Annotated in this window: 19 protein-coding genes and 3 pseudogenes; 12 read left to right on the top strand and 10 right to left on the bottom strand. The window is 40.1% G+C overall.

What is annotated here, in order from left to right:
* Nucleotides 1-4 precede the first annotated feature (4 nt).
* Together WKK05_RS38370 and WKK05_RS38375 are read right to left on the bottom strand one after the other, a co-directional pair.
* Nucleotides 5-2035 carry a DEAD/DEAH box helicase gene (locus WKK05_RS38370; RefSeq protein WP_341531782.1) on the bottom strand — a complete coding sequence of 677 codons (2031 nt, stop codon included), beginning with the start codon at nt 2033-2035 and terminating at the stop codon, nt 5-7.
* 120 nt (nt 2036-2155) lie between these two features.
* Nucleotides 2156-2527, bottom strand: coding sequence for a GIY-YIG nuclease family protein (locus tag WKK05_RS38375; protein WP_341531933.1), 372 nt, complete (start codon nt 2525-2527; stop codon nt 2156-2158).
* A gap of 393 nt (nt 2528-2920) precedes the next feature.
* Here WKK05_RS38375 and WKK05_RS38380 point away from each other — a divergent pair.
* Both WKK05_RS38380 and WKK05_RS38385 read left to right on the top strand, forming a co-directional pair.
* Nucleotides 2921-3073, top strand: a pseudogene (locus tag WKK05_RS38380) (DNA polymerase IV); the annotation flags it as partial.
* Nucleotides 3074-3646: 573 nt separating this feature from the next.
* Nucleotides 3647-4339 carry a Coq4 family protein gene (locus WKK05_RS38385; RefSeq protein ID WP_341531474.1) on the top strand — a complete coding sequence of 231 codons (693 nt, stop codon included), beginning with the start codon at nt 3647-3649 and terminating at the stop codon, nt 4337-4339.
* Nucleotides 4340-4399: 60 nt separating this feature from the next.
* Here the strand turns inward: WKK05_RS38385 and WKK05_RS38390 are convergent, their stop codons facing one another.
* Together WKK05_RS38390 and WKK05_RS38395 are read right to left on the bottom strand one after the other, a co-directional pair.
* Complete coding sequence (locus WKK05_RS38390; RefSeq protein ID WP_341531783.1) at nt 4400-4543, bottom strand: hypothetical protein; 144 nt, start codon at nt 4541-4543, stop codon at nt 4400-4402.
* Between the two features lie 235 nt (nt 4544-4778).
* Nucleotides 4779-5072 (bottom strand): hypothetical protein, encoded by a 294-nt coding sequence (locus WKK05_RS38395; protein ID WP_341531784.1) that lies wholly within the window; start codon nt 5070-5072, stop codon nt 4779-4781.
* A gap of 296 nt (nt 5073-5368) precedes the next feature.
* Between WKK05_RS38395 and WKK05_RS38400 the strand changes: the two genes are divergently transcribed.
* Nucleotides 5369-5734, top strand: coding sequence for a hypothetical protein (locus WKK05_RS38400; protein WP_341531785.1), 366 nt, complete (start codon nt 5369-5371; stop codon nt 5732-5734).
* A gap of 60 nt (nt 5735-5794) precedes the next feature.
* Here the strand turns inward: WKK05_RS38400 and WKK05_RS38405 are convergent, their stop codons facing one another.
* Nucleotides 5795-6301, bottom strand: coding sequence for a DUF1993 domain-containing protein (locus WKK05_RS38405; protein WP_341531786.1), 507 nt, complete (start codon nt 6299-6301; stop codon nt 5795-5797).
* Nucleotides 6302-6408: 107 nt separating this feature from the next.
* Here WKK05_RS38405 and WKK05_RS38410 point away from each other — a divergent pair, with 107 nt between their 5' ends.
* From WKK05_RS38410 to WKK05_RS38420, 3 genes are read left to right on the top strand one after another with little or no spacing between them, the layout of a single operon-like run.
* Complete coding sequence (locus WKK05_RS38410; protein ID WP_341531787.1) at nt 6409-6651, top strand: hypothetical protein; 243 nt, start codon at nt 6409-6411, stop codon at nt 6649-6651.
* Nucleotides 6652-6699: 48 nt separating this feature from the next.
* Nucleotides 6700-9393 (top strand): CHAT domain-containing protein, encoded by a 2694-nt coding sequence (locus WKK05_RS38415; RefSeq protein ID WP_341531788.1) that lies wholly within the window; start codon nt 6700-6702, stop codon nt 9391-9393.
* 57 nt (nt 9394-9450) lie between these two features.
* Entirely contained in the window at nt 9451-13014 is a 3564-nt protein-coding gene (locus WKK05_RS38420) for a CHAT domain-containing protein (protein WP_341531479.1), read from the top strand.
* 156 nt (nt 13015-13170) lie between these two features.
* On the opposite strand, the gene WKK05_RS38425 is transcribed toward WKK05_RS38420, so the two are convergent.
* Nucleotides 13171-13383 carry a hypothetical protein gene (locus tag WKK05_RS38425; RefSeq protein ID WP_341531480.1) on the bottom strand — a complete coding sequence of 71 codons (213 nt, stop codon included), beginning with the start codon at nt 13381-13383 and terminating at the stop codon, nt 13171-13173.
* Between the two features lie 77 nt (nt 13384-13460).
* On the opposite strand from WKK05_RS38425, the pseudogene WKK05_RS38430 reads away from it, so the two are divergent.
* A pseudogene (locus WKK05_RS38430) lies at nt 13461-13844 on the top strand (transposase); the annotation flags it as partial.
* Between the two features lie 22 nt (nt 13845-13866).
* Here WKK05_RS38430 and WKK05_RS38435 read toward each other — a convergent pair.
* The gene (locus WKK05_RS38435; protein ID WP_341531934.1) at nt 13867-15009 is read right to left on the bottom strand and encodes an IS4 family transposase; all 1143 of its coding nucleotides are present in this window, start codon (nt 15007-15009) and stop codon (nt 13867-13869) included.
* 213 nt (nt 15010-15222) lie between these two features.
* Between WKK05_RS38435 and WKK05_RS38440 the strand changes: the two genes are divergently transcribed.
* Both WKK05_RS38440 and WKK05_RS38445 read left to right on the top strand, forming a co-directional pair.
* The gene (locus WKK05_RS38440; RefSeq protein ID WP_341531935.1) at nt 15223-15441 is read left to right on the top strand and encodes a zinc ribbon domain-containing protein; all 219 of its coding nucleotides are present in this window, start codon (nt 15223-15225) and stop codon (nt 15439-15441) included.
* A 34-nt stretch (nt 15442-15475) separates the two neighbouring features.
* The gene (locus WKK05_RS38445; RefSeq protein ID WP_341531789.1) at nt 15476-16033 is read left to right on the top strand and encodes an Hpt domain-containing protein; all 558 of its coding nucleotides are present in this window, start codon (nt 15476-15478) and stop codon (nt 16031-16033) included.
* Nucleotides 16034-16474: 441 nt separating this feature from the next.
* Here WKK05_RS38445 and WKK05_RS38450 read toward each other — a convergent pair whose 3' ends face one another.
* Nucleotides 16475-21475: a hypothetical protein gene (locus WKK05_RS38450; protein ID WP_341531790.1), complete on the bottom strand. Its 5001-nt coding sequence runs from the start codon at nt 21473-21475 to the stop codon at nt 16475-16477.
* Between the two features lie 506 nt (nt 21476-21981).
* Between WKK05_RS38450 and WKK05_RS38455 the strand changes: the two are divergent.
* Nucleotides 21982-22113: pseudogene (locus WKK05_RS38455) on the top strand (DNA polymerase IV); the annotation flags it as partial.
* Nucleotides 22114-22686: 573 nt separating this feature from the next.
* The gene (locus WKK05_RS38460; protein ID WP_341531474.1) at nt 22687-23379 is read left to right on the top strand and encodes a Coq4 family protein; all 693 of its coding nucleotides are present in this window, start codon (nt 22687-22689) and stop codon (nt 23377-23379) included.
* 60 nt (nt 23380-23439) lie between these two features.
* On the opposite strand, the gene WKK05_RS38465 is transcribed toward WKK05_RS38460, so the two are convergent.
* Entirely contained in the window at nt 23440-23583 is a 144-nt protein-coding gene (locus tag WKK05_RS38465; RefSeq protein ID WP_341531791.1) for a hypothetical protein, read from the bottom strand.
* 235 nt (nt 23584-23818) lie between these two features.
* Nucleotides 23819-24112, bottom strand: a complete 294-nt coding sequence (locus tag WKK05_RS38470) for a hypothetical protein (protein WP_341531792.1) — start codon at nt 24110-24112, stop codon at nt 23819-23821.
* 292 nt (nt 24113-24404) lie between these two features.
* On the opposite strand from WKK05_RS38470, the gene WKK05_RS38475 reads away from it, so the two are divergent.
* Nucleotides 24405-24743, top strand: coding sequence for a hypothetical protein (locus tag WKK05_RS38475; protein WP_341531793.1), 339 nt, complete (start codon nt 24405-24407; stop codon nt 24741-24743).
* Nucleotides 24744-24756 lie beyond the last annotated feature (13 nt).

Genomic DNA, 24756 nt, shown 5'->3' on the forward strand with positions numbered 1-24756 from the left:
ATGCTCATGAAGTGGCTTGATTACTCTGCTGGGCTAACCGCAGCATGACCTTGGCTTGTTTGCCAAAACCTTGACTAAAAGCATTTTGGATTTCTGTGTTGTCAAAAATATCTTTGAGTCTTGCTCTGAGGCTAGGAATATCTCTAATTTCAATAGAAATATTGACAAACTTCGGTGTAGTTTCGACATGAAATAATCCGGCATTGTTGCTCAAAAAATCACCAGTTAACATTGAACAGTGAGCCAAGGATTCTTTCCATTGGGATGCATATTTATTCTGAAAATAGGAATTCCCTAATTTTTTGATGAACGTAGGTGATGTGTGAGGTTGTGTTTGTGGAGAGGAGATTTGATTGGATGTCTTCGAGGGTGGTTCAGGAGACGCCCCTTTGAGCAACGAGGAGCTAGTTTGATTCTTTAACTTTCGTTGTTCAATAAAAGAGAGAGCGAGTATGCGATTTTTATGTCTATCTAACCCTTCAATGTATAATTCCCAGGCTTTTTTCGTAACCAGAGGTAATGAAGGCTCAATCATTTTGACAATCTCGCGCCAATCTCCCAAAGTAAATTCAGCAATTGTTTCAATGAAGGTCATGAAAATAGCTTTGTAGATTTTAGCAGGAGGGGAATGTTTTAAGTGTTGTTTGTAAAGGAGGTCATCAACCATTTCTAGCTTCTGCCCAGACACAGACAAGTCAATTTCAGTGATGTCAAGACTGAGACTGTGTTTGAGCCGAATTCTTGTAAGGCTTGGGTTTTGCGCTCTTGTTTCTTTAGTCGTAAACTCAATACAATCACCACAGCTAGGACAAGTGCAGGAGTGATGTTGAATTAGTAAACCATCTTCGCCAATTTCTGCATAAATAATCGCAAGTTCATCTCGCAGCGGTTGAAAAACATGGGTGCAACTAGAACATTGGATTAAACCAAAAGTTGGGGATTCAATTCGGCTTTGTGGTTCTAAGCTCCATTGACGTGGTTCATCAGGAAGTCCGTGTTTCTTCCAGTTATCGGTAACATCAATGATTACCGCAGTTGGTTTGAGGGGGTGAGTCCTAAGAACACGTCCAGTCATTTGAAGCCAGAGGGTAGAACTTTCAGTAGGGCGTACACAGTAGATACACTCGATGTTAGGACAGTCATAACCTTCAGTAATGATTTCATAATTAGTGATGACTTGAGTAGTTCCGCTACGGAAGCGTTGGAGAATTTGAAACCTAGTTTCACTTGGTGTAGAACCATCTAAATGTTCAGCATTAACGCCGTGACGACAAAATTCTTTTGCCAAGGCACGAGAGTGTTCAAGGCTAGAAGCAAAGATGACTGTGCGGAGATTAGAAGCATATTTGAGAAAGTTTTGAAAGATTTGGCTAACACCAATCTGGCTAGTAACAGCAACAGCTAATTGTGAAGCTTTAAAATCGCCGCCGTATTTCTCAACTCCAACAGTAGAAATAGTTTGATTAGTCGCAAATAAGCGAAATTTACTTAAATAACCAGTTTTAATTAATTGGGCGGTAGTTTCACCAATGACTAAATCATCAAATAAATCAATAAAGCCTTGACCATCAATTCTTTGGGGAGTAGCAGTAACACCTAATATTTGTGCAGTTTCATAATGCTCAATCAACCGTCTATATGAAGAGGCACTCGCATGATGTGCTTCATCAAAGATCACGACGCCAACATTTAAAGGAAACTCTAATACTTTTCGTCTAGCTAAGGTTTGAACGCTAGCAACTTGAATTCTACGTTCTGGGTGAGATGGGATACCTGATTTAATAATCCCCACGCTTTCACCAACAATTTGTGAGAGCTTTTCGGCAGCTTGAGAAATTAACTCTTGGCGGTGAGCGACGACTAAGACTTGTTGCTGCTCTTGAAAGAATTTATGACAGATATGAGCAAAACAGACTGTTTTCCCTGCACCTGTAGGGAGTTGGGCAAGTACCCGCCTATTACCATTAGCCCAAGAATGACGAATATCTTTTATCCATTTATGCTGATAATCTCTAAGTTCATAGGTAAGAGACATTTGGGCCATAACTTCAGAAATTAGTTATTATTACTGTTATGGGCATTATATAATTACTTGGGATCTATTAATAGTAATGAATAAAAATATTTTGCAATTATCAATAGTAATAAGTCTGGGCTAGATAGCAACTTGAGATAAGCTAATGTTGTCCTTAAGAATATCTATCTCGACAGGAGAAAGGACTTTAGCTTTCATTTGTTGTAGCTCATGTAGGGCAGCGTTAGCATCGGCAGCACCAAATTTGAAGTACTCGGTTAAACTGCCGATGCGATAATTGAAATTCTGATAACGATGCTTAAAATATAATTCAACATTACCCCTGTGTGACCAAGTTCCAAGTAGTTGAATAGTAATAGTTTTATAATGTGCAAGTAAATCCGTTTCTATTTCTGCCAATCGTTGTTGTATGGGTCTAGCGGTAACGCCTATTTTGTGCAGAGTACGTTTAGGCGTTTGAATCTCTAAAAAATACAGTTTACAAGATAAAATGCGCTGAAGTTGAGCGCGGTAAAGTGTTAAGTCAGTGAGGCGATATGACTTATCTGGCGTATTTTTGTATAAGGCGTGAGCTCAGTCTTGCCACTACCAACATCTTCAACACAGACTAATTTTCCATCTGAGGCTATACCAAATTTGAGCCACATTGTCACGCTTACTCATTAACAGAAAACCAATCGAAGCAGATAGCCGAAAGTTAAAGCAAGCTTTAAATAATTTGCAGAGGGAGCAGAATTTAGCTCAAACTAGTGCTAGTGTACTATAAGATTTCTAGTTTAGGATTTAATTTGCTTGGAAATGGCGTGAAAAGCGAGACTGCTTGTGGTGGAGCTACCTTTGGGACAAGAACCTGTCGCTACAACTAGAAAGATAGTTCACGTTGATATGGACGCCTTCTACGCATCAGTGGAACAGCGGGACAACCCTAGCTACCGAGGTAAACCGTTAGTAGTTGGTGGCAGTCCGAATCAACGAGGCGTAGTTGCAGCAGCTAGTTATGAAGCTCGGAAGTTTGGTATTCACTCAGCAATGCCTTCTCCTGTCGGAGACCAAGGCGAACAATAACTGCGATAAGCAAAGCTTAAGCCTTCTCCAAAGGAGACGCTAGCGCGAACGGCTATCGCTAAATGTCCTGGACTAATCCTTGTAAGGTCGAAATTCGATGTCTAAGGTCGCAAAATTTTCTCCCACCAGTCTAGCATTGCTTGTTATCTTTAGCACCCGATTTCAATTACTGTACTGTATTTGCTGTGCTGCTTCTTAAACCCTTTGCAGCAAGTCTTTCAAGGCTTAACGGTAAAAGTCAGAATCAGGTAGAATTTCCATGTATTACTACATGAAATTGTGATTATTCTCAAAAATCAGACAAATTTTCAGCTTATCTTGGAATGAAAATCTGATTCCGGATTGTGGCTCATAAAGTTGAGCAGACTTGACCAACTATCAAAATAAAGATAACGAGTTGAAGCTCATTTATCAAGTAAAAATTAAGAGCCAAAATTGCCATAAATACCTCTGAGGATTCATGAAAATCGTAATAAGCTTGCCATAAATTGAGGGATAAATTCTCCTCTAGACTTGTGGTATAAATTTTAAACGGATAAAATCATTATGAATAATGTAATTAACTACAATAATGATAAAGGACTCCTCGCCTACATAGAATTTTTAACTGCTAGTAGCCTAAAACCCATAAATGGTAATACTGATCTAGTATTTGAGTTTGAGGATGCTCTTGATCAAACAGAAATGGCACAGTTAGCAGTTGATGAACTAAAAAAAATTCCAGAAGTAAACGCTTTATTTCAAGAACGCTGGCTGCCTGCACCTTTGAATTTAGATGATTTAGCCAAACTCCCAGAAGGAACTTTAGGGCAGATTTACGCCACAGAGATGAAAGCTAGAGGTTTCGATCCTTATTTTTACAAACAAGTTCCGGTAGTTGATGATATTTCCTATCTCAAAATGCTGTGGCGTTCTACCCATGATATTTATCATGTAGTCACTGGATTAGATACTGATGGTATTGGAGAAATTGGACTACAAGCATTTGTCTTAGCTCAGACTCGAATTCCAATTAGTGTGATGTTAGTAAGTTTTAGTATGGTCAAAATCAGTCTCTATCAACCAACAAAGTTCAATGATTTAATGATAGAAATAGCTCGTGGCTATAAGCTTGGTTCTCAGACTCCTGGTAAACTAATAGCCCAAAAGTGGGATCAATTTTGGAATGTACAGATGAGCGAAGTTCGTGCGAGTTTAGGAATGAGAGCCATAGACCATGATTTAGCTGCAATTGCCTAGCAAATACTTCACCACAGCGAAAATGCTGTTTGAGTCAGTTGGGCTATGAAAATCGTAGTATCAGGTTGTAAGGAATTGCCCAGATTTAATAATGCAAAACAAGCGAGGCGCTTCTCTACGAGACGCTTCTCTACGAGACGCTTCGCGAACGCGAACGCGAACGCGAATGCGAATGGCATCGCGCTGTCTAGGCAGTGAAAGCATATTTCTGTTTTTAGTAATTATTTATACTATATTAAGTATAAATAATTACTAAAAATTTAAGGCGCACCTTCATTGGAACTTACTACATTTTTGCTACAGAAAACCGCCAGTAAGGTTGCAGTATATACATAAAAACTTACTACAGATTTTTATTCTACATACGAATAATAAAAATCATAGCTCTACTGTTTGTTAGAGCTAATTACCTTATTTAAAGGTATAACTTAATTCTAGCTTACCCACAGAAGTCATCCACGCGTATATCACGCCACACATCAGACACTTGCCAGCCAGAGTTGCCCACGGAGCGCAGAGGACGATATTCGGGGATGTATGCAGCAGATTCAGGTATTTCGATGTATGCGGGTGGTGTGGGTTCTTCAACTACTGGTTCTGGCTCAACTAGGGGTTCAGGAACTTGGCTCTCAGGTTGAACAATTTCGTCTTCTGGGGGTGGGATTACTTGTGTTCTCTTACGAACTGGTTTTTCAATTTTTTTGATGAGTCGGCGCATTTCTATAGGATTCATTCGGGTTACATAGAGTAGGGTAGGATATCCCAGAATACAGTAAGTTAGAACCAAATCCGAGACGATTTGCTGTTTGTTGTATGGGTGCAGATTGCTAGCAAGGAAACGTGTAAGTCTAGCCTGCTGTAGATGTAGCTTTAACTATAGCTATGAAGTCGTCTACTCCCATATTGACAAATATTTGCCGACCACTGGTCGGCAAAAAGATAATGAAAGTAAAAGCTTGCGGGTTCACCTTTGTGCCTTACTCTGTGATGTGTGAGTAGTGAATAAAAATGTCTTTATGAGAATTGCCCATGAGTCAGTCAAAAGATAAAAACAAGAGTCTATCTGTAAAGTCAAGTAACCCAAAGAGTAAGAGAAGAGAGATAATTTTAAGGTCTAGAAGTCAAGAAATTATACAGGTTATAGCATTTCTTCAGCCTCTGGGTTTTCTAGAGAATACTGATTACACTTTTAGCTTATCGGGCAACATTCATCTGGTGACGAATGCCAGTATAGAACAGTTTAAGCTGCATCAACGTGCATTAATGTGGCAGAAATCGGGGATAGTGAACTGGGCAGGGTCTGCGCCTACAAAGAAACGTCAGAAAAGCCTGGAAGACTTTGAACAGGAAATTCGATTTGGCGTAGAATTATCGGGCGATGCAACAACAACTTAGCCGCTATACGCTCACCCGATACGGAGAATGAAAATCAGTTTACTCTTATATTACCGAGCGTTAACGCTTGCCTAGGAAGTCTTTTTTGCCAAGCTCTACGCCGGAGTGTCTGAGAATATCATAGGTTGTAGTGACATGGAAATAAACGTTTGGCAAAACAAAATATAGGAGAAATGGCATTCCTTCAAAAGATAGACTCTTGTCACCCTGCGTAATGGTAATTGTTTTATCTTCCGAACCATCTATTTGTTCAGGTTTAAATGTGTGTAAATAAGAGATAGTTTTGTGAACGCGGTCAATAAGTTCGGGTAATGTAGTTTCATTGTCCTCAAACTTAGGTGCTTCTGCCCCTGCTAATTGTGCAGCACCTCTCTTGGCTATGTCAGAAGCAATTTGTACTTGTCTTGACAATGGAAACATATCTGGAAATAGACGACTATTGGGCAACACATACTGATCTATTTTTTTTGTTTGTGCATATGTAGCACCTTTTTCAAGAATACCTACAAGGTTAGTTAGTGTGTGAATAAACACTGGTACTGAAGCTTGATACATTGAAATGGTCATTAATATTTCTCCTGAAAAAGTTCAATCTTCGTATAGTATCTGTATTTAATCATTTATAATGCCGTGTACGCTGCTCTCTCGAAACACGGTTGCAATGGATATCGCCTTTGCTTCCAATTGCAAAGATATATTTATCAGTTTACGCTCATTTACAAGTTAACAATGTCGTGCGATCGCTAAATTTTCTTGTCAAACGGGTGAGATACCTTGATTTACAATACACTCACAGTAATAAGCCGCCCTTTCTCACAAACCAAGCTGTTGACGGTAAGCGTAGCCATGCCGTCAGGTTTATCGCTTTTGTTCACTCTCGCACAGTGAATCGAATTTGCATATCCTTGGGCAGGTGAGAGATATATCTTTTTAAACTCCCTGTTTTACTCCTGACTCTAAAATTTATGGGTTATTGCAAACTTAGTTTAACCGTATTAATCACTCTCATCTTGACTGTTTCACAACCCATCGCAAATTTGTCAATATTATTCCAAGCATCGCAGGTATTGGCGCAAACACCAGCCGACGGCAAAGCAGAAGCAGACAGACTTTTAGCTCAAGGTATGGAGGAATTTCAAACCAGTCAATTTGAAGCAGCATTACAATCTTGGCAACAGGCGCTAATTATATATCGAGAAATCAAAGACCGTTTAGGCGAGGGTAATGCACTGGGCAATCTGGGACTTGCTTACTATGCTCTAGGAGACTACACCAAGGCGATTGAATATCAGCAGCAGAGTTTGGCGATCGCACGCGAAATCAAAAACCGTCAAGGTGAGGGTAATGCTCTGGGCAATCTGGGACTTGCTTACTATGCTCTAGGAGACTACCCTAAAGCTATTGAATACCAGCAGCAAACTTTGGCGATCGCACGCGAAATCAAAAACCGTCAAGGTGAGGGTCAATCTCTGGGCAATCTGGGAATTGCTTACCAAGCTCTGGGAGACTATAGCAAAGCCATTGAGTATCACTCCTCAAGATTGGTGATCGCTCTTGAAATTAAAAACCACTTAGGGGAGGGAAATGCTCTAGGCAATCTAGGAATTGCCTACTATGCTTTAGGAGACTATGCTAAGGCCATTGAGTACCACCAGCAGAAATTGGCGATCACACGCCAAATCAAAGACCGTTTAGGGGAGGGACAATCTCTGGGCAATCTGGGAATTGCTTACCAAGCTCTAGGAGACTACCCTAAAGCTATTGAATACCAGCAGCAGAGTTTGATGATCGCACGCGAAATCAAAGATCGTCAAGGTGAGGGTGGTGCTTTGGGCAATCTGGGAATTGCTTACCAAGCTCTGCGAGACTACCCTAAAGCTATTGAATACTACCAGCAGAGTTTGGCGATCACACGTGAAATCAAAGACCGTCAAGGTGAGGGTGGTGCTTTGGGCAATTTGGGACTTGCTTACTATGCTTTAGGAGACTATAGCAAAGCCATTGAATACCAGCAGCAGAGTTTGATGATCGCACGCGAAATCAGAAACCGTTTAGGCGAGGGTCAATCTCTGGGCAATCTGGGAATTGCTTACCAAGCTCTGGGAGACTATAGCAAAGCCATTGAGTATCACCAGCAGAAATTGGCGATCGCACGCGAAATCAGAAACCGTTTAGGCGAGGGTCAATCTCTGGGCAATCTGGGAATTGCTTACCAAGAAACTGACAAGCTTACCGAAGCAGAAAGAACCCTCCGCACTGCAATTGAAGTCTGGGAATCTCTCAGGGAACAGTTGGGTAAAAATGATAGCTATAAAGTCTCAATTTTTGAGGAACAAGCTCTCACTTACCGTACATTACAACAAGTCCTAATTGCTCAGAATAAAACCAATGATGCTCTAGAAATTTCTGAGCGGGGACGCTCTAGGGCATTTGTTGAATTATTGACTTCACGCTTATCTAGCCAAAATTTCAACCAGTCCTCAGAAAAACCTAAAATATCGCTGCTGCAACAAATTGCCAAAGAGCAAAACGCCACCCTCGTTGAATATTCAATTATTTATGATGATTTCAATATTCAGGGTAAACAAGAAACTCATGAATCAGAACTCTATATTTGGGTAATTAAACCCACAGGTGAAGTCACCTTTTTTCGCAATGTTGACCTCAAACCCCTGTGGCAAAAAGAAAACACAACTCTTGCAAAGCTCGTTATTACCAGCCGTAACTCCATTGGTGCAAGAGGTACAGCTTTTCGTGGCATCAATGTCAGTTACAACCCCAACGCACCTAAAGCCAAAAACAATTTAAAGCGTCTACACGAATTATTAATCAACCCTATCGCTGACTTATTACCCAAAAATTCTAATGACAGAGTTATTTTTATTCCTCAAAGTTCTCTATTCCTAGTCCCCTTCGCCGCATTACAAGACGCAGACGGTAAATACCTGATTGAAAAACACACTATTCTCACATCACCATCAATTCAAGTTTTAGACTTAACCCACAAACAGAAACAACGAATCGGCACAAAACCCATAGAAGGGAAAGATACGCTGATTGTAGGTAATCCAACAATGCCTTTTATCGCACCAAAAATCGGCGAAACTCCGCAACAATTAATTCCTTTACCTGGTGCAGAACTTGAAGCGATCGCTATTAGCAAATTACTCAAAACTCAACCTCTCGTTGGCAACAAAGCAACAGTTTCAACTGTAGTGCAGCGTTTACCCCAAGCGCGATTTGTTCATTTAGCAACCCACGGTTTATTTGATGATATCCAAGGATTAAATAGCGGTATTGCTTTGACTCCATCCGGTAAAGATGATGGTTTATTAACAGCCTCAGAAATCCTTGACCTGAAGCTAAATGCCGAGTTAGTTGTTTTAAGCGCTTGCGACACCGGACGCGGACGCCTAACTGGGGATGGAGTAATTGGTTTATCTCGTTCCTTAATTAGTGCTGGTGTACCCAGTGTCTTAGTATCGCTTTGGTCGGTTCCAGATGCGCCCACAGCACTATTAATGACGGAATTTTATCAAAATCTTCAAAAAAATCCTGATAAAGCGCAAGCACTGCGGCAGGCAATGTTGACGACGATGAAAAAGAGTCCAAATCCTGTTAATTGGGCGGCTTTTACTCTTATTGGGGAAGCAGAATAAGTTTAACTAATTCGTAATTGTTAGAGATTCCTAAAAGATAAATTACATAACGCTAATATGACCAAACTACATCCTCTAAGATTAATCCTGTTGCTGTGCCTATCCTTGTGTTCAGAAACAGTCAGCGCCTATCCCAAACCAATACCCTCAACCTCTCAACTAATAACCCAAACCAACACCCCAGATAGCAATCGTGCTGCGGCCCAAAAAGCAGAAGCAGAAGCCTATCAATTAGGCAAACAGAAAGCACCCTTCTTAACCCAAGTCATTCCTAAATTTGAAGAAGCCCTAAAATATTGGCGTTTAGCAAAAGACCGCAAAAAAGAAGCCACAACTCTTGATCAAATTGCTAAATTCTACTGGGTTCGAGGTGAATATCCCAAAGCTTTGGAATATGCTCAGAAAGCCCTACTTATTTGTCAAGCTTTAGGGGATAAGGAATGTGAGGGTGGAGCCACTACTTCACTTAGCTTGATCTACGACCAAATGGGAGAATATCAAAAAGCGATTGATATCCGTCTGCAAATTCCATTACTCTCTCCTAAGAATGTTGATTTACCATCTATCGTTTACACCACGGTTGGACAGATTTACAGTGACAAATTAGGCGAAAAAAAGAAAGCACTTGAGTATTACAACAAAGCTTTGGAATACTGGAAAGAAAAAGGTGATGTCCTCAAACAAGCTGAAATACTCGATTATATTGCTTTTTTTTACATCAGTTTAGGTGAAACAAACAAAGGCTTTGATTCCCTAAATCAGGCTAATAATCTCGATCCAGAATTGAAGAGAGATACAGGCAATTACGATGTAATATACCTCGTGTTAAATGGCTCAATTTGTGCCGATAAATTAGCATCAATAAAAAAGACTCCCAATATTGAGAAATTAGAGAATTCGTCGAAGCAATCAGCAACTCCAAATTCTGACGCAGCTACCAATAATAGTATCGAATACTACAAACAACTAGTTCAAAAATATCACACACAAGAACTTCTTAGGGCTGAAGCGGAGTTTCTATCAAATCTTGGTAATTTGGTATATACAAGAATTGGAGAATATCAAAAAGCCCTAGAAGTTCATCGACAAGCACTAAAACTGAGGCAAATAATGGGCGGTAAGCCAGAAGAAGCAGAGACACTTAAGCATATTGCTAATATTTTAAATAAGCAAGGTAAAAAACAAGAAGCGATTGATAAACTCAATCAAGCCTTAGAGATTCAACGTCAGATAAAAAATCGTCCAGAAGAAGCTAAGACTTTAGAGACTCTTGGTGATCTTTATTTGTCTTTAGGCGCATATCCTGAGAGTTTAAATGTTTATGAAAAAGCATTATCCCTAGATCAAATTATCGGGGATCATAGCGATGAAAGCCGTACTCTGAGCAACATTGGAGATGTCTATCGCAAGTCGCAAAATTACCCACGAGCTCTGAATTATTATCAGAAATCATTAGAAATATCCAAAAAAGCTGGAGATTGTAACTATGAAGCCCAATCACTAGAGCGTATTGGTCGAACTTACCTTGCTGCGGGCAATTCTCAACAAGCAATTAATTTTGCTAACCAGACTCTAAATTTATCTCGTAATTTAGGGGTTAATGAGTATAAATCAGCCACAGAAGCAGCTACATTTAATATCCGCGCTCAAGTTGAGCTTAAACAAGGAAATTATTCCCAGGCTCTAGAATCCTCTCAAAAAGCCAGAAAAGCAGCACGAGAATCTCGCTATAGGGACTTAGAGGCAAGAGCGATCGCCCCAACTGCTGAAGCTTACGTAGCCCTTAAACAACCAGATAAAGCTATACAAGCCTATCAAGAACAACTTGCTCTGTATAAGGAAATAGGCTTTAGTGCTGAACAAGCCCAAAGTCTCTACAATATCGCCAAACTTCAACGCCAAAACAACCAATTACCAGAATCCTTCACAGAAATAGATAAAGCAATCAAAATCATCGAAAACATTCGCAAAGAAGTCGTTAGTGAAGATTTAAAAACTTCCTTTTTTGCCACAGTACAAGATTATTATCAACTGAAAATCGACATTTTGATGGAACTGCACAAACAAGACCCATCAAAAGGATACAACGCTCTTGCTCTCAACACCAGCGAACGCTCCCGCGCCCGCAGTCTGCTAGAACTTCTGACAGAAGCCCATGCAGATATCCGTAAAGGAGTAGATCCAAAACTCTTAGAAGAGGAACGTAGTTTACAACAACAAATTGATGCCAGAAGGAAAATCCGGATTGAACTCTTATCAAGTAAAAAACCCCCAGAACAAGTAGATGAATTAAATAAAGAAATTGAGGAACTTTCAGAGAAATATCAGCAAATCCTAGCTTCTATCCGCGCTAAAAGTCCGGGTTATGCAGCAATTACTCAACCCCAACCCCTGACACTCGCAGAAATTCAATCCTTAGTTCTTGATGACAACACAATTCTTTTACAATATTCCCTCGGACAGGAACACAGTTATCTTTGGTTAGTGACAAAGACAGAAATAAAAAGTTATGAATTACCCAAAGGTGAAGATATTGAAACGGCAGCTAAGAAGTTTGCTCAAAATATCAAAGGCGGTGGGGAATTATATTCACGAGGTGGAATTACAGTTCAACCTGGAAAAAATGCTGAAAATCCTGAAAAAGTTGCTACTAAATTAAGTCAAATGTTGCTTCAGCCTGTGGCGGAGGAATTAGGAAATAAGCGATTGTTGATTGTGGGTGATGGAATTTTACAATATATACCCTTTGCAGCGTTGCCAAATCCAACACCAACAAAATTACAACCGTTGTTAGTAGAACATGAAATTGTGAATGCGCCTTCGGCTTCTACAATTGCGGTGGTGAGGAATGAAATTAAAAACCGCAATATTGCTGTAAAAAAATTAGCTGTGTTGGCAGATCCAGTATTTAGTAAAGATGATAATCGCTTAAAGCCAAACGTAGCTCCAGGTGGTCAAAATAGAGGTAAAAATCCCAACTCTACTGAGTTAAATGCTTCAGCACTGAAGCGTTATAGCTGTGATTCAAATCTTAGCTTTCCTCGCCTTGAAGGCACATACACAGAAGCCACAAATATTTTGAGTTTAGTTCCCAAATCATCAAGCAAATCAGCTTTTGATTTTGATGCTAATCGCACTACCGTAACGAATCCAGAAATGAGTCAATACCAAATTGTACACTTTGCAACTCACGGATTTTTCGATACTAACAATCCTAAGTGTTCTAGTGTAGTGCTATCTTTGGTAGATTCAAAAGGAAATGCTGAAGATGGTTTTCTTCAACTTCAAGATATTTTTAACCTCAACCTTCCAGCAGAATTAGTGGTGCTAAGCGCTTGTGAAACCGGACTTGGAGAACAAGTAAAAGGTGAAGGTTTGGTAGGATTGACAAGAGGATTTATGTATGCCGGTAGTCCACGAGTTGCTGTCAGTTTGTGGAGTGTAGACGATAAAGGAACAGCAGAATTAATGACAAAATTTTACACAAAAATGCTCAAAGATAATTTACGACCTGTAGCAGCGCTGAGAGCTGCACAATTAGAAATGTGGCGCAGTCCCAATCCCAATTATTCTCGGACTAATGTCTGGGCGGCTTTTACTTTACAAGGTGAGTGGCGATGATATGAGGTGATACTGCGAAAATTTTGAGCCGGGAAATAAATTTATAGCACCAACGCACTGTTAATAATTCAAGGTGCAATTTTGCCCTTTGGTGGTGCAACGCTTGACTGGCGAATAGAAAGCAACGGCTAACAAAATATAACTGATGTTATCTAGTTACGCTGCTTGGGACTGGTTCAACTGTTGCAGCCAAAGAATAATTCTCTCCCTCTGGCTAGCATCAACCTTAGTACTAGAACACCGATTCAGTAATCGGGGAACAGAAGAGAAATCAACTGAGAGTGAAGTAAATAATGGAGGATAAAATAGAGTAAACGGTTGCCAGCCAATGCTTACAACGGCAATGAAGGCTTGAGCGATATTTAACAAAGTCTCAAGGAGAGGTGAGGACTGAATTAGGGTAAATTCGTGTAATAAATGTGCAATGAGCAACCACGAATATACGTATGCGACCAGGAAATTGGCATCCACCGATAGAGTTATCAGTATCAGAGCAAAATATCGTTAAGCGCATTAAACGAGCAAAGCTGTTTACATTTTTACGGCAATATCGCCATCAATTATTTGATGAGGAATTCCAAAAAGAACTGAGCAAGCTGTATGCAGATTCTCCAAAAGGGCATCCACCAGTACCACCAGCACAGTTAGCATTAGTAACCATTTTGCAAGCGTATACAGGTGCTTCAGATGCCGAAGCAATTGAAGCATTGAGCATGGACAGGCGTTGGCAGTTAGTACTTGATTGCATAGATTGTGAAAATGCCCCTTTTTCTCAAGCAACACTGGTCAGATTTCGTATGGCGCTGATTATCCAGGGTCTTGACCGTAGACCTTGAGGGGGGACAAAAAGGGCTAGGATGCAGATAGAATAAGCCTCATAGCCCTTTCTCCTTGTTGATAATACTTACGCTTATTAGGAGCTAGTGTCATTAACTCAGCCACCAGTTCATAAGAATTTTCCATGAAATCGACCCAGTTAGACCCATATAATCCAATATAAAAACTACTATGACGGCGAACTGTTCGCCCAGATTCTTTTACTCGACCGACATATTTTTGAACACCCATGCGTTTAATTTTTTGACCAGATATTGTTGCAGCCGTATATGCAAGTGAGATTAATAATATTAGGGAAATTAAGCGTTGACCTGATACATTAGTATCTTCTAAATTATAACCACCGCTCTTAAAATCTCTAAACATCTCTTCAATATCAAAACGTTGTTTATAAGCCTTAATAGCCGAATCTAGGCTATCTAAATTAGTTAGAATAAACCAACCCTCCTCCGGCGCAACTCCAAAACGTTTACGTTTCCATTTAGCAGCAAGATTAAAGCTAACAAACCCTTGAGATTTTGTATATTTAATACCTTGGTAAAAGAAGGAAAGACCAGGGGACAAACCCAAATCTCTTAATTGCAACCAAATTTCTGGTTCTATTTCTATAAATGCATCTTTTTTTAAGCGCAAACAGAAATATACTTTCTGCTCTGTGAGCCAGTTAGCCAGCTTTATCGAACAAAATTCACGGTCTCCTAACACTACAGTTTTGTAATCCTTGAAAATCGGTAATGCTTTCTTAAATACTGCCTCTTGTTCATCAAAATTGCTTGAACCCAACTTATTTAATAGCTCAAAATATATTGGTATAGACCTCTTGTCCCAAACTACACTAATCATTAATAAATTAATGCATCCCCAATTAGTCCGATCTATAACTACATAAACAACTTCAGTTAAAGGAAAATTTATTTCTAGCCAACTTTTAACTATGGGGAACCAAATCTCTTCAATATTAATGTAGTTTAAAGATAAAAACCGCTGAATTCTTTTCCTTCTACTTTCAAATAGTATTGGTATTGGTAAAGCAGTCGCTAGCGCCTCAAGGCTAACAGTTTTAATAGATTGTAATAAATAAATGAGGAGTTTTAGTAATAAGTATTCAGTACGTCCAAGCTCTCGCTTGAGGTGTGTCTCGTAGAATTCAGGGAATATTATCATTAAATAGAGCTTATTGCGAATGAATGCTCTTTTTGTTTTACCATAAATTGCTACACTCCTTGCCATACATCTATTTTAGGGTATTTTGTCCCCCCTCAAGCTACTAAACTCAATAGCAAAAGTCAGCGTGGGCTAGCGGTTGCATTGCAGATTCCACCGGAGTACCTCGATGCTGTTGTCCGCGGTGTTGCTGTCGTTACGTCAGATGTGATAAGATTTTGCCCCCAGTGTTGGCAAGCTGGTACTCCGCCAGAAGACATCTGGTTGCTGCCGCGCTCTAAGTTTTGTTTTCTGTGCGGGACTGGGTTACGTAACAGTTGCGCTCAATGTAATGAACCGATTACGTCTTTAAAATTCCGTTTCTGTCCCTACTGTGGTTTTCCTTATAAGGAGTCGAAAGATTCTAAAACGAATGTTTTCCATTAGCCCCTAAAATATTGATATCGTCGCTGATATCCTTATGCCAAAAAAGCCGGAGAAGGAAGATACAAAGCCGCTAAAAAGCAAAATGATTCGGGTTCCAGTTGCTTTGATATCAGCGGTGAGAGAACTATCGAGATTACACCGAGATGGTCATACAGGTGCTATTCTTCAGGGATTGCAGTCGTTAATTAGTGAAATTGATAGCCTTGATGATGCTTATGGCATTAATCCGAGTCAGCAACAATCGCAGCAAGAAAACCCTGATGTGAAACAGTTAGAGCAACAAGTTTCGACTTTAAGCGAACGCATACAAAAACTAGAGACGGCGTATAACCAGTTGGCGACTTATATCAATACGCAAGGTTCAAAACGGCAATCATACTATCAGCGAGGCTCGACGGCAAAGCCGAAGCAACTAATACATACAGAAGTTGAATTAGCAAATCAATTGAAGGTAGATATTGAAACTTTAAAGAAAGTACGTAGTAACTCGAAAAGTATAGGTGAATTTATTAGCTGGAGTAAATCGAAAGACCCCAGTGGATTAGGTTGTGAGTATAACGATAAAGACCAACGATATTATGTAATGCAGTGAAAATTAATCGTTTTTCGACACAGGATTGAACTAGTGCTTAGTAGAAAACAATTAATAGAGACATCTTATGTAAAGATGTTTTCTAAACAGAGTAAATCACCAATATTCGAGGTTATCCTTCCTTGTCTACCGCCCGTTACCTCCTTGCTGGAGAAGATATTCCCAGATATAGTTGCGCTCAATGTAACGAACCAATTACGTCTTTAAAATTCCGTTTCTATCCTTATTGCGGTTTTCCTTATAAAGAATCCAAAGATTCTGTGACTTAAACAAGATTTTGGACAACCTGTCTACTTTCTTGTGACAATATCTGGTAACAGCTTGGGAGATTCTAACTAAAAACAAGCACTTGTAAGCTTCAAGTTGTCCAATTTCTTTTTCCAAAACTGTCTATGTTTCTTTTTCAAGGCATAATTTTGTGCAAATTGTCTTAGCTGATAATCAATATGTTACAAATATTTGCTCGTGATTAAGCAAAGGATTGTTATTAAAAGTTGCAATTTGCACAGCGGGAGTGGCTCCGCTCCCGTCTACATCAAACCATAAAGAGCCATCATTTGAATTGTAGATGAATCGCTCAACTGGATTCTGAGCTTTAGTACCCAAAACGAATTGATTAAAGTTAATTACCTGTCCTGATGTCAGCCCCCCACCAAAACCAGTCGCAGAAACTAGAATCAAGTCTTTCTGGGTCAAAGTGGAATTAATGATGGGATCAACAGCATGATTTAAATCTGTAAAGATAAACTGGTCAGCACTGAGACTACCTGTCAGAACATCGCCTTCAAAATTTCCTGCTAAGGTATTATTACCTCTACCAGTGAGCGAATCGTTTTCCTGATTCTTTGATGATAGGGTGGGGGTATGGGTGGGAAGGTTGAAAACTTCGCTAGTACCATCGGAATGTACCAGCAATACTTGATTAGTTACCTGAAAACTCACATCAGCAGCTTTAATCTGCCGTCCGTCTTTCAGCTTAACCTGAGTTACGCCATGAATTATATTACCATTAACAGTTGTACGCTGATGGTCACTTGTCAGGTTAATAGAGTTAATACCTAAGCTATCTAAAGTCTTAAACTCGCCAGCATCAGTCACGGCATCACTGTTATTGTCTACCCAAACTCCAAACTGATTCCATTTGTTGTCGAGGTTGCTAAATATCCCATCATCGTTAAAGTCAAAAGCAGATAAACCTTCAAGATCGGTTTTTGCTCCTGGCTTATAATCAATAAATGCGATTTCGCCCCTGTGATTAATGATGTGATCACTATTGTAATCGTAAGCTAGGATGCCGTTGCCAGAACTAACCCAGCCAGTATGGTGACGCCAGCCGTCACCAAGTATATTAAAGAAAGATTGAGAGGTATGAGCATTAGTAAGATGGAAGCCAGTCCCTAATAGATCGAGGACGATAGGGTCGCCACCACCGCCACCGCCACCACCATCGCCACCGCCACCGCCACCACCATCGCCACCGCCACCGCCACCACCATCGCCACCGCCACCGCCACCACCATCACCACTGCTACCAGCACCAGCACCACCATCACCACTGCTACCAGCACCAGCACTGCCATCACCACTGCTACCAGCACCAGCACTACCATCACCACTGCTACCAGCACCAGCACTGCCATCACCACTGCTACCAGTACCAGCACTACCATCACTATCACCTGGAGCAGTGCCGGGACTGTCGCCTGGAGCAGTGCCGGGACTGTCGCCTGGAGCAGTGCCGGGACTGTCGCCTGGAGCAGTGCCAGGACTATCGCCTGGAGCAGTGCCAGGACTATCGCCTGGAGCAGTGCCAGGACTGTCGCCTGGAGCAGTGCCGGGACTGTCGCCTGGAGCAGTGCCAGGACTGTCGCCTGGAGCAGTGCCAGGACTGTCGCCGCTAGGAGCATCGCCACCACCAGTATCATTTGGTACTGGAATAGGTAGGGACACAATGAAGGTGTGATCAGCTACTGCACCGTGTGGGTCTTTAATCTCAACAACAAATGCATCTTGAATTCCCAGTGCCGCACTTGGCGAAAAACTGAAATGCCCTATATGCTCGTCAATGGTAGCATAACCGTACCGAGCCTGATTTTTAATCGAGAATGTTAGACTTTCGGTGGCATCGTCAATATCGTGTACAAGGATTCGTCCATTATACGGGTCATCTTGTAGTAAAAAATTAGACTGTTGAGAGTCAGAATCAGACGGAACTTGTACTTGTACTTGATCGTATACTACACCATCAATTACAGGCGCTCGGTTTTGGTGGATAACGTTCACTGCAACTAATGTTGTGCTGGAATCTGCGTTATCATTAGTGCTTGTGTAATAGTCAAATCCGGCATCAGTACCGGAATAGTCGATCTCTGGAACGAAGTGTACTATCCCATTTTGCAAAGCTGCTGTGCCATGACGCGTATTACCTACACCAGTGATAGTTAATTTATTAGATGAGGTAATGTCGTTTGCGAGCAAATCACCGAGAAAAATATCTACACCTAAATTTTCATATGTCGTCACGCCGTCACTATTCGGCTGAAGATTAGATAAGTCATCAACATGATTTACCACCAGCGAAGCATGACCATCGGTACTGGTAATCAGGGTACCATTTTCAACAAGCTGAAACTGAGAACCTTGAGTATCTGCGGCGAGTTCGGGAGAAGATATCTCGCGTGTTGTATCGCTAACGTTATAACTACCAATTGTATAGTTGATTGAACTAATCCCAAGTTCTGCTAAAGTCTTGGTTTCATCTTGATCAGTAACTCCATTACTATTAGCATCGTGCCAAACCCGTAGCTGATTGTAAACTGGATCTGCTGCGGTGATTTGACTATCGGCATTAGCATCCACCCAATCTAGGCTTGCTAAACCACGAACATCTACTGCGACTTCAATATTGGAGAATAGCTCTTTGCCAGAGGTGACATCGCCATCGAAGTTCCGATCAAGTACTAAGAAACCATCATTTTTATCTATCCAACCCGTTTGTTTGATAAAACCACTGTCATCTACATCAAAAGCAACGTTGCTGTGATCTCGATCAACTATTCCTACTCCATCACCATTCAAATCTAAGATAATCGGTTTGAAAGACTCAGTAGTAGCATTAGAAGTTAATGCCGGAGGCAACTTGCCATTTTTGGCTGCTCGTTCTTCTTCAGTCAATCCGGCATTATAGCTACCGATTTCTGTCTGTAGCCTAGCAGTGTCTACTTCCCATTGTGGTGCGATCGCTCCGCGCTTGAAAGTGGCAATTGTATAATCTTGACCGAGATTGGTGAAATATTGGGAGCTTCCTATTACAGCATTGGAATATCCATCGCGATCATAGTAAATATCTTTAGCTTGCCCACTAATCAAATCGATTTCATGTAAAATGAATGAGCCATTTCTTAGAGATAATCCTGGAATTCGATTGGCAATTAGCCCAAGTTGGAAATTTGGAGAGCTACTCTGAGCATCTGAAACTATTTTATTGAGAGCAGTAAGAAGTTGATTGGCTACATTCTGTACGGATTCATCGCCACCATGATCACCTACAATTGAAAGCCCAATTTGGTTACCTTGCCAAATAAAATTGCTATCACCCCAAGGCTCTGGTGGATCGCTGAAGAGATCGACTATAATTTCAACAATTTCCACCCCGATAACAAATGGTTGAAATGCAGGGATGAGAGACAGGACACCAAGAGCAGCATTGAAATAATCTTCGTGATAGAGACTATTAAAGATACTAATATAAGGTATGGTCTTGTCAACATCATCTGCAAAGTTCCAGAAATCAATATTATCAGCCAGTGCTGCAATACCATCACCTCCATACTGAGCTATCAAGTATTCTTTATATAGATTAGCTGCATAAGAAACAATTTGTGTACCCGTGGTAATTGCAGCTACTTTATCGCCATTGCGGAGCAAATTTTCCAGATTGATGAGATTGATAATTGCACCACTAGCCGCAGAAGCACCTATTAGAAGTGCATTGTCGGGGGAAAGTTTGGTAGCTATACTCAGTCCAGAAATTGCTATGGATGTAGGTTGTCCATTCTGGATTGCTTTAATAAAATTGAGAGAATCAAGTGTAGTTGTCAACGACTGTCCAGGTAGTTGATATTGGCGGGGATTAGAGGGATCGGTAATATCTGTTGAGGTAAAAGTAATGCTGTAAGTCGAGCCATCGTCTCGCTCAACAGTTTGCTCACTTACCTGACCTAAAGCATTATATTCGACCGAGTAACTATTCCACTCTTCACTATTATCAGTATCATAAACTACATCTGTAACAGTGTTGTCATTCAAGGTAAGAAGTACTTTTTGTGGTCTATCTTCTACATCAAACGATAGGTTGATAGTTGACCAATCTTCAATTTCAGAAGTGTCTGTAAAAGCAAATGTGGTGCTTCCATCAGGATTATCAATGATAGTTGGCTCAAGACTCGATATCTTTCCTCCATGCTGAAGGCGAATATCTCGAATTTGATTAAGCCTATTTGCCGTATCTGGATCTGCTTCGATAGTAAAAGAAGGTAGTATGTCTGAACTTATGGGCTGTAAAAACCACTTTTGCTCAGATGGGCTATAAAACCAACCATTTACCAAATTAGGATTTCCAGTATAATTTCCAGATAACCAGCGTGTAAAAATTTCTTGTTTGACAGATAAAGGAGCTTCTGCACCCACTGCTGTTTCGAGCGCTTCCCAAAATGGGGTTTTACTACGAGCATCAGAGATCGCTTTGCTATTGAGTGTCAGAAATTTTTCATATTCATTCGGGTCTTGTAAAATTGTTTGGCCAACTGTGCGGCCATCAGATAGCGGAGCGTTCCAATAGTAAAATGCTCCTCCCCAACCACCTATTGTTTGCCCACCGACTGCGAGCGAGTTTTCGATATCTCTACTCAGCATTAAACCAAATTCTGGAATTCCGCTTTGGGCAACAATATCAGATAAAACTGCCCTGGCAATACTGTCGGATATGGCTTGAATGTTTTCAGGTGACTTGCCGTCATAAATTAATCCATTAGCTGTTACTGAACGAATATAAATATTACCGGAACTGTTGGGATCGTTAGAATTGATTTCTGGTGCTTTGCTGAACCAATATTGTGTTTTATCACTAACATTAGAATTGTCTTTGATAATTTTATAAATGTAACGGTATCCTTCTGGAAAGTTCGTTGTTAAATTATTTGTAATCTGCTTTAATTCTGCAATCTGCGTGTCAGCCAGAGAAATTTGATTTTTTGGTGTTGAATTAGCGTCAATATTAGGTTGTGCAGAAACACTAGGGGAAGAAGTATTAATACTTTCTAAAGAATTATTGTTGATGGCTGATGTAGAAGTATCATTACTAGATTCTGGTAACTGAGTATTGCTACTATCATTGAGGACTAAGCCAGAATCATCAATATAAGTTGGAGAATTTAACACCATAGGTTACTAGGATTAACTTAATAATTTAATCAAACTATATAATACTTACGGCTAAAATGTTTTATTAATTTTAAAATAAAATTAAGTTTTATAAAGTTACATCTGAATTTGGGTTTTGTACAAACGTAAGCTTTTGAAATAGGCGTTTTTTACTCCTGCAACGTAGAAATAAACACATTTAAGCTAAGCCAAAAATTTTGGCTGTTTACCGCTTAGTAAGAATTCAGGTGAACAAAGAAGAATAAACGAAGACAAGCAATTTTATGACCAATGTATACCCGTAAAGCCAACGCAAAGAAGTCGATAAGAGAACGCCTCAGTTAGACAAGTTTACACAACAATTAGTAGGCTTGCAGTATCGAATATTAATTTTTTCTCGCGCTATTTTGGAAAAATAACATTAGTTATAGCAGTTCTCAAGAGCAAAGGATTTTCAATATATAGCGCTATATTCTTGAAAAGAATATTACCCTTACGGGTAATACGTATTTCCTTTTTACGCATCGGTGGAACAGCGGGACAACCCTAGCTACCGAGGTAAACCGTTAGTAGTCGGTGGCAGCCCGAATCAGCGAGGCGTAGTTGCAGCTGCTAGTTATGAAGCTCGGAAGTTTGGTATTCACTCAGCAATGCCTTCTCCTGTCGGAGACCAAGGCGAACAATAACTGCGATAAGCAAAGCTTAAGCCTTCTCCAAAGGAGACGCTAGCGCGAACGGCTATCGCTAAATGTCCTGGACTAATCCTTGTAAGGTCGAAATTCGATGTCTAAGGTCGCAAAATTTTCTCCCACCAGTCCAGCATTGCTTGTTATCTTTAGCACCCGATTTCAATTACTGTACTGTATTTGCTGTGCTGCTTCTTAAACCCTTCGCAGCAAGTCTTTCAAGGCTTAACGGTAAAAGTCAGAATCAGGTAGAATTTCCATGTATTACTACATGAAATTGTGATTATTCTCAAAAATCAGATAAATTTTCAGCTTATCTTGGAATGAAAATCTGATTCCGGATTGTGGCTCATAAAGTTGAGCAGACTTGACCAACTATCAAAATAAAGATAACGAGTTGAAGCTCATTTATCAAGTAAAAATTAAGAGCCAAAATTGCCATAAATACCTCTGAGGATTCATGAAAATTGTAATAAGCTTGCCATAAATTGAGGGATAAATTCTCCTCTAGACTTGTGGTATAAATTTTAAACGGATAAAATCATTATGAATAATGTAATTAACTACAATAATGATAAAGGACTCCTCGCCTACATAGAATTTTTAACTGCTAGTAGCCTAAAACCCATAAATGGTAATACTGATCTAGTATTTGAGTTTGAGGATGCTCTTGATCAAACAGAAATGGCACAGTTAGCAGTTGATGAACTAAAAAAAATTCCAGAAGTAAACGCTTTATTTCAAGAACGCTGGCTGCCTGCACCTTTGAATTTAGATGATTTAGCCAAACTCCCAGAAGGAACTTTAGGGCAGATTTACGCCACAGAGATGAAAGCTAGAGGTTTCGATCCTTATTTTTACAAACAAGTTCCGGTAGTTGATGATATTTCCTATCTCAAAATGCTGTGGCGTTCTACCCATGATATTTATCATGTAGTCACTGGATTAGATACTGATGGTATTGGAGAAATTGGACTACAAGCATTTGTCTTAGCTCAGACTCGAATTCCAATTAGTGTGATGTTAGTAAGTTTTAGTATGGTCAAAATCAGTCTCTATCAACCAACAAAGTTCAATGATTTAATGATAGAAATAGCTCGTGGCTATAAGCTTGGTTCTCAGACTCCTGGTAAACTAATAGCCCAAAAGTGGGATCAATTTTGGAATGTACAGATGAGCGAAGTTCGTGCGAGTTTAGGAATGAGAGCCATAGACCATGATTTAGCTGCAATTGCCTAGCAAATACTTCACCACAGCGAAAATGCTGTTTGAGTCAGTTGGGCTATGAAAATCGTAGTATCAGGTTGTAAGGAATTGCCCAGATTTAATAATGCAAAACAAGCGAGACGCTTCTCTACGAGACGCTTCTCTACGAGACGCTTCGCGAACGCGAACGCGAACGCGAATGCGAATGGCATCGCGTTGTTTAGGCAGTGAAAGCATATTTCTGTTTTTAGTAATTATTTATACTATATAAATACAAATGCTTTCCCAAAAATTTAAGGCGCACCTTCATTTGAACTTACTACGTTTTTGCTACAAAAAACTGTCATCAAGCTTGCTGTGTATAGATGAAAACTTACTACATATTATTATTTTACATAGGATAAATAAAAATTATAGCTCTACTGTTTGTTAGAGCTAATTACTTAATTTTAGTGTGTAATTTAATTTCGACTCATCTGCAAAAGTCATCCACGCGGATATCGCGCCAGACATCAGACACTTGCCAGCCAGAGTTGCCCACAGAGCGCAGAGGACGATATTCGGGGATGTATGCAGCAGATTCAGGTAGTTCAATGTATGCGGGTGATGTGGGTTCTTCAACTACTGGTTCTAACTCAGCTAGAGGTTGAGGAACTTGAATTTCAGGTTGAACAATTTCGTCTTCTGGTGGTGGTATTACTTCTGTTCGCTTACGCACTGGTTTTTCAATTTTTTTGATGAGTCGGCGCATTTCTATAGAATTCATTCGGGTTACACAAGGTAGGATATCCCAGAATACAGTAAGTTAGAACCAAATCCTCGCACATCTTGCCGTTTGTTGTATGGGTGCAGATTACTAGCAAGGGAACGTGTAAGTCTAGCCTGTTGTAGATATAGGTTTAACTATAGCTATGAAGTTGTCTACTCCCATATTGACAAATATTTGCCGACCACTGGTCGGCAAAAAGATAATGAAAGTGAAAGCTTGCGGGTTGACCTTTGTGCCTTACTCTGTGATGTGTAAGTAGTAAATGAAAATGTCTTTATGAGAATTGCCCATGAGCCAGTCAAAAGATAAAAACAAGAGTCTGTCTGTAAAGTCAAGTAACCCAAAGAGTAAGAGAAGAGAGATAATTTTAAGGTCTAGAAGTCAAGAAATTATACAGGTTATAGCATTTCTTCAGCCTCTGGGTTTTCTAGAGAATACTGATTACACTTTTAGCTTATCGGGCAACATTCATCTGGTGACGAATGCCAGTATAGAAAAATTCTTGCTGCATCAATGTGCATTAATATGGCAGAAATCGGGGATAGTGAACTGGGCAGGGTCTGCACCTACAAAGAAACGTCAGAAAAGCCTAGAAGACTTTGAACAGGAAATTCGATTTGGCGAGTAAGCTTGCTCCGTAT

Source organism: Nostoc sp. UHCC 0302 (assembly GCF_038096175.1).
Taxonomy (GTDB): Bacteria; Cyanobacteriota; Cyanobacteriia; order Cyanobacteriales; family Nostocaceae; genus UHCC-0302.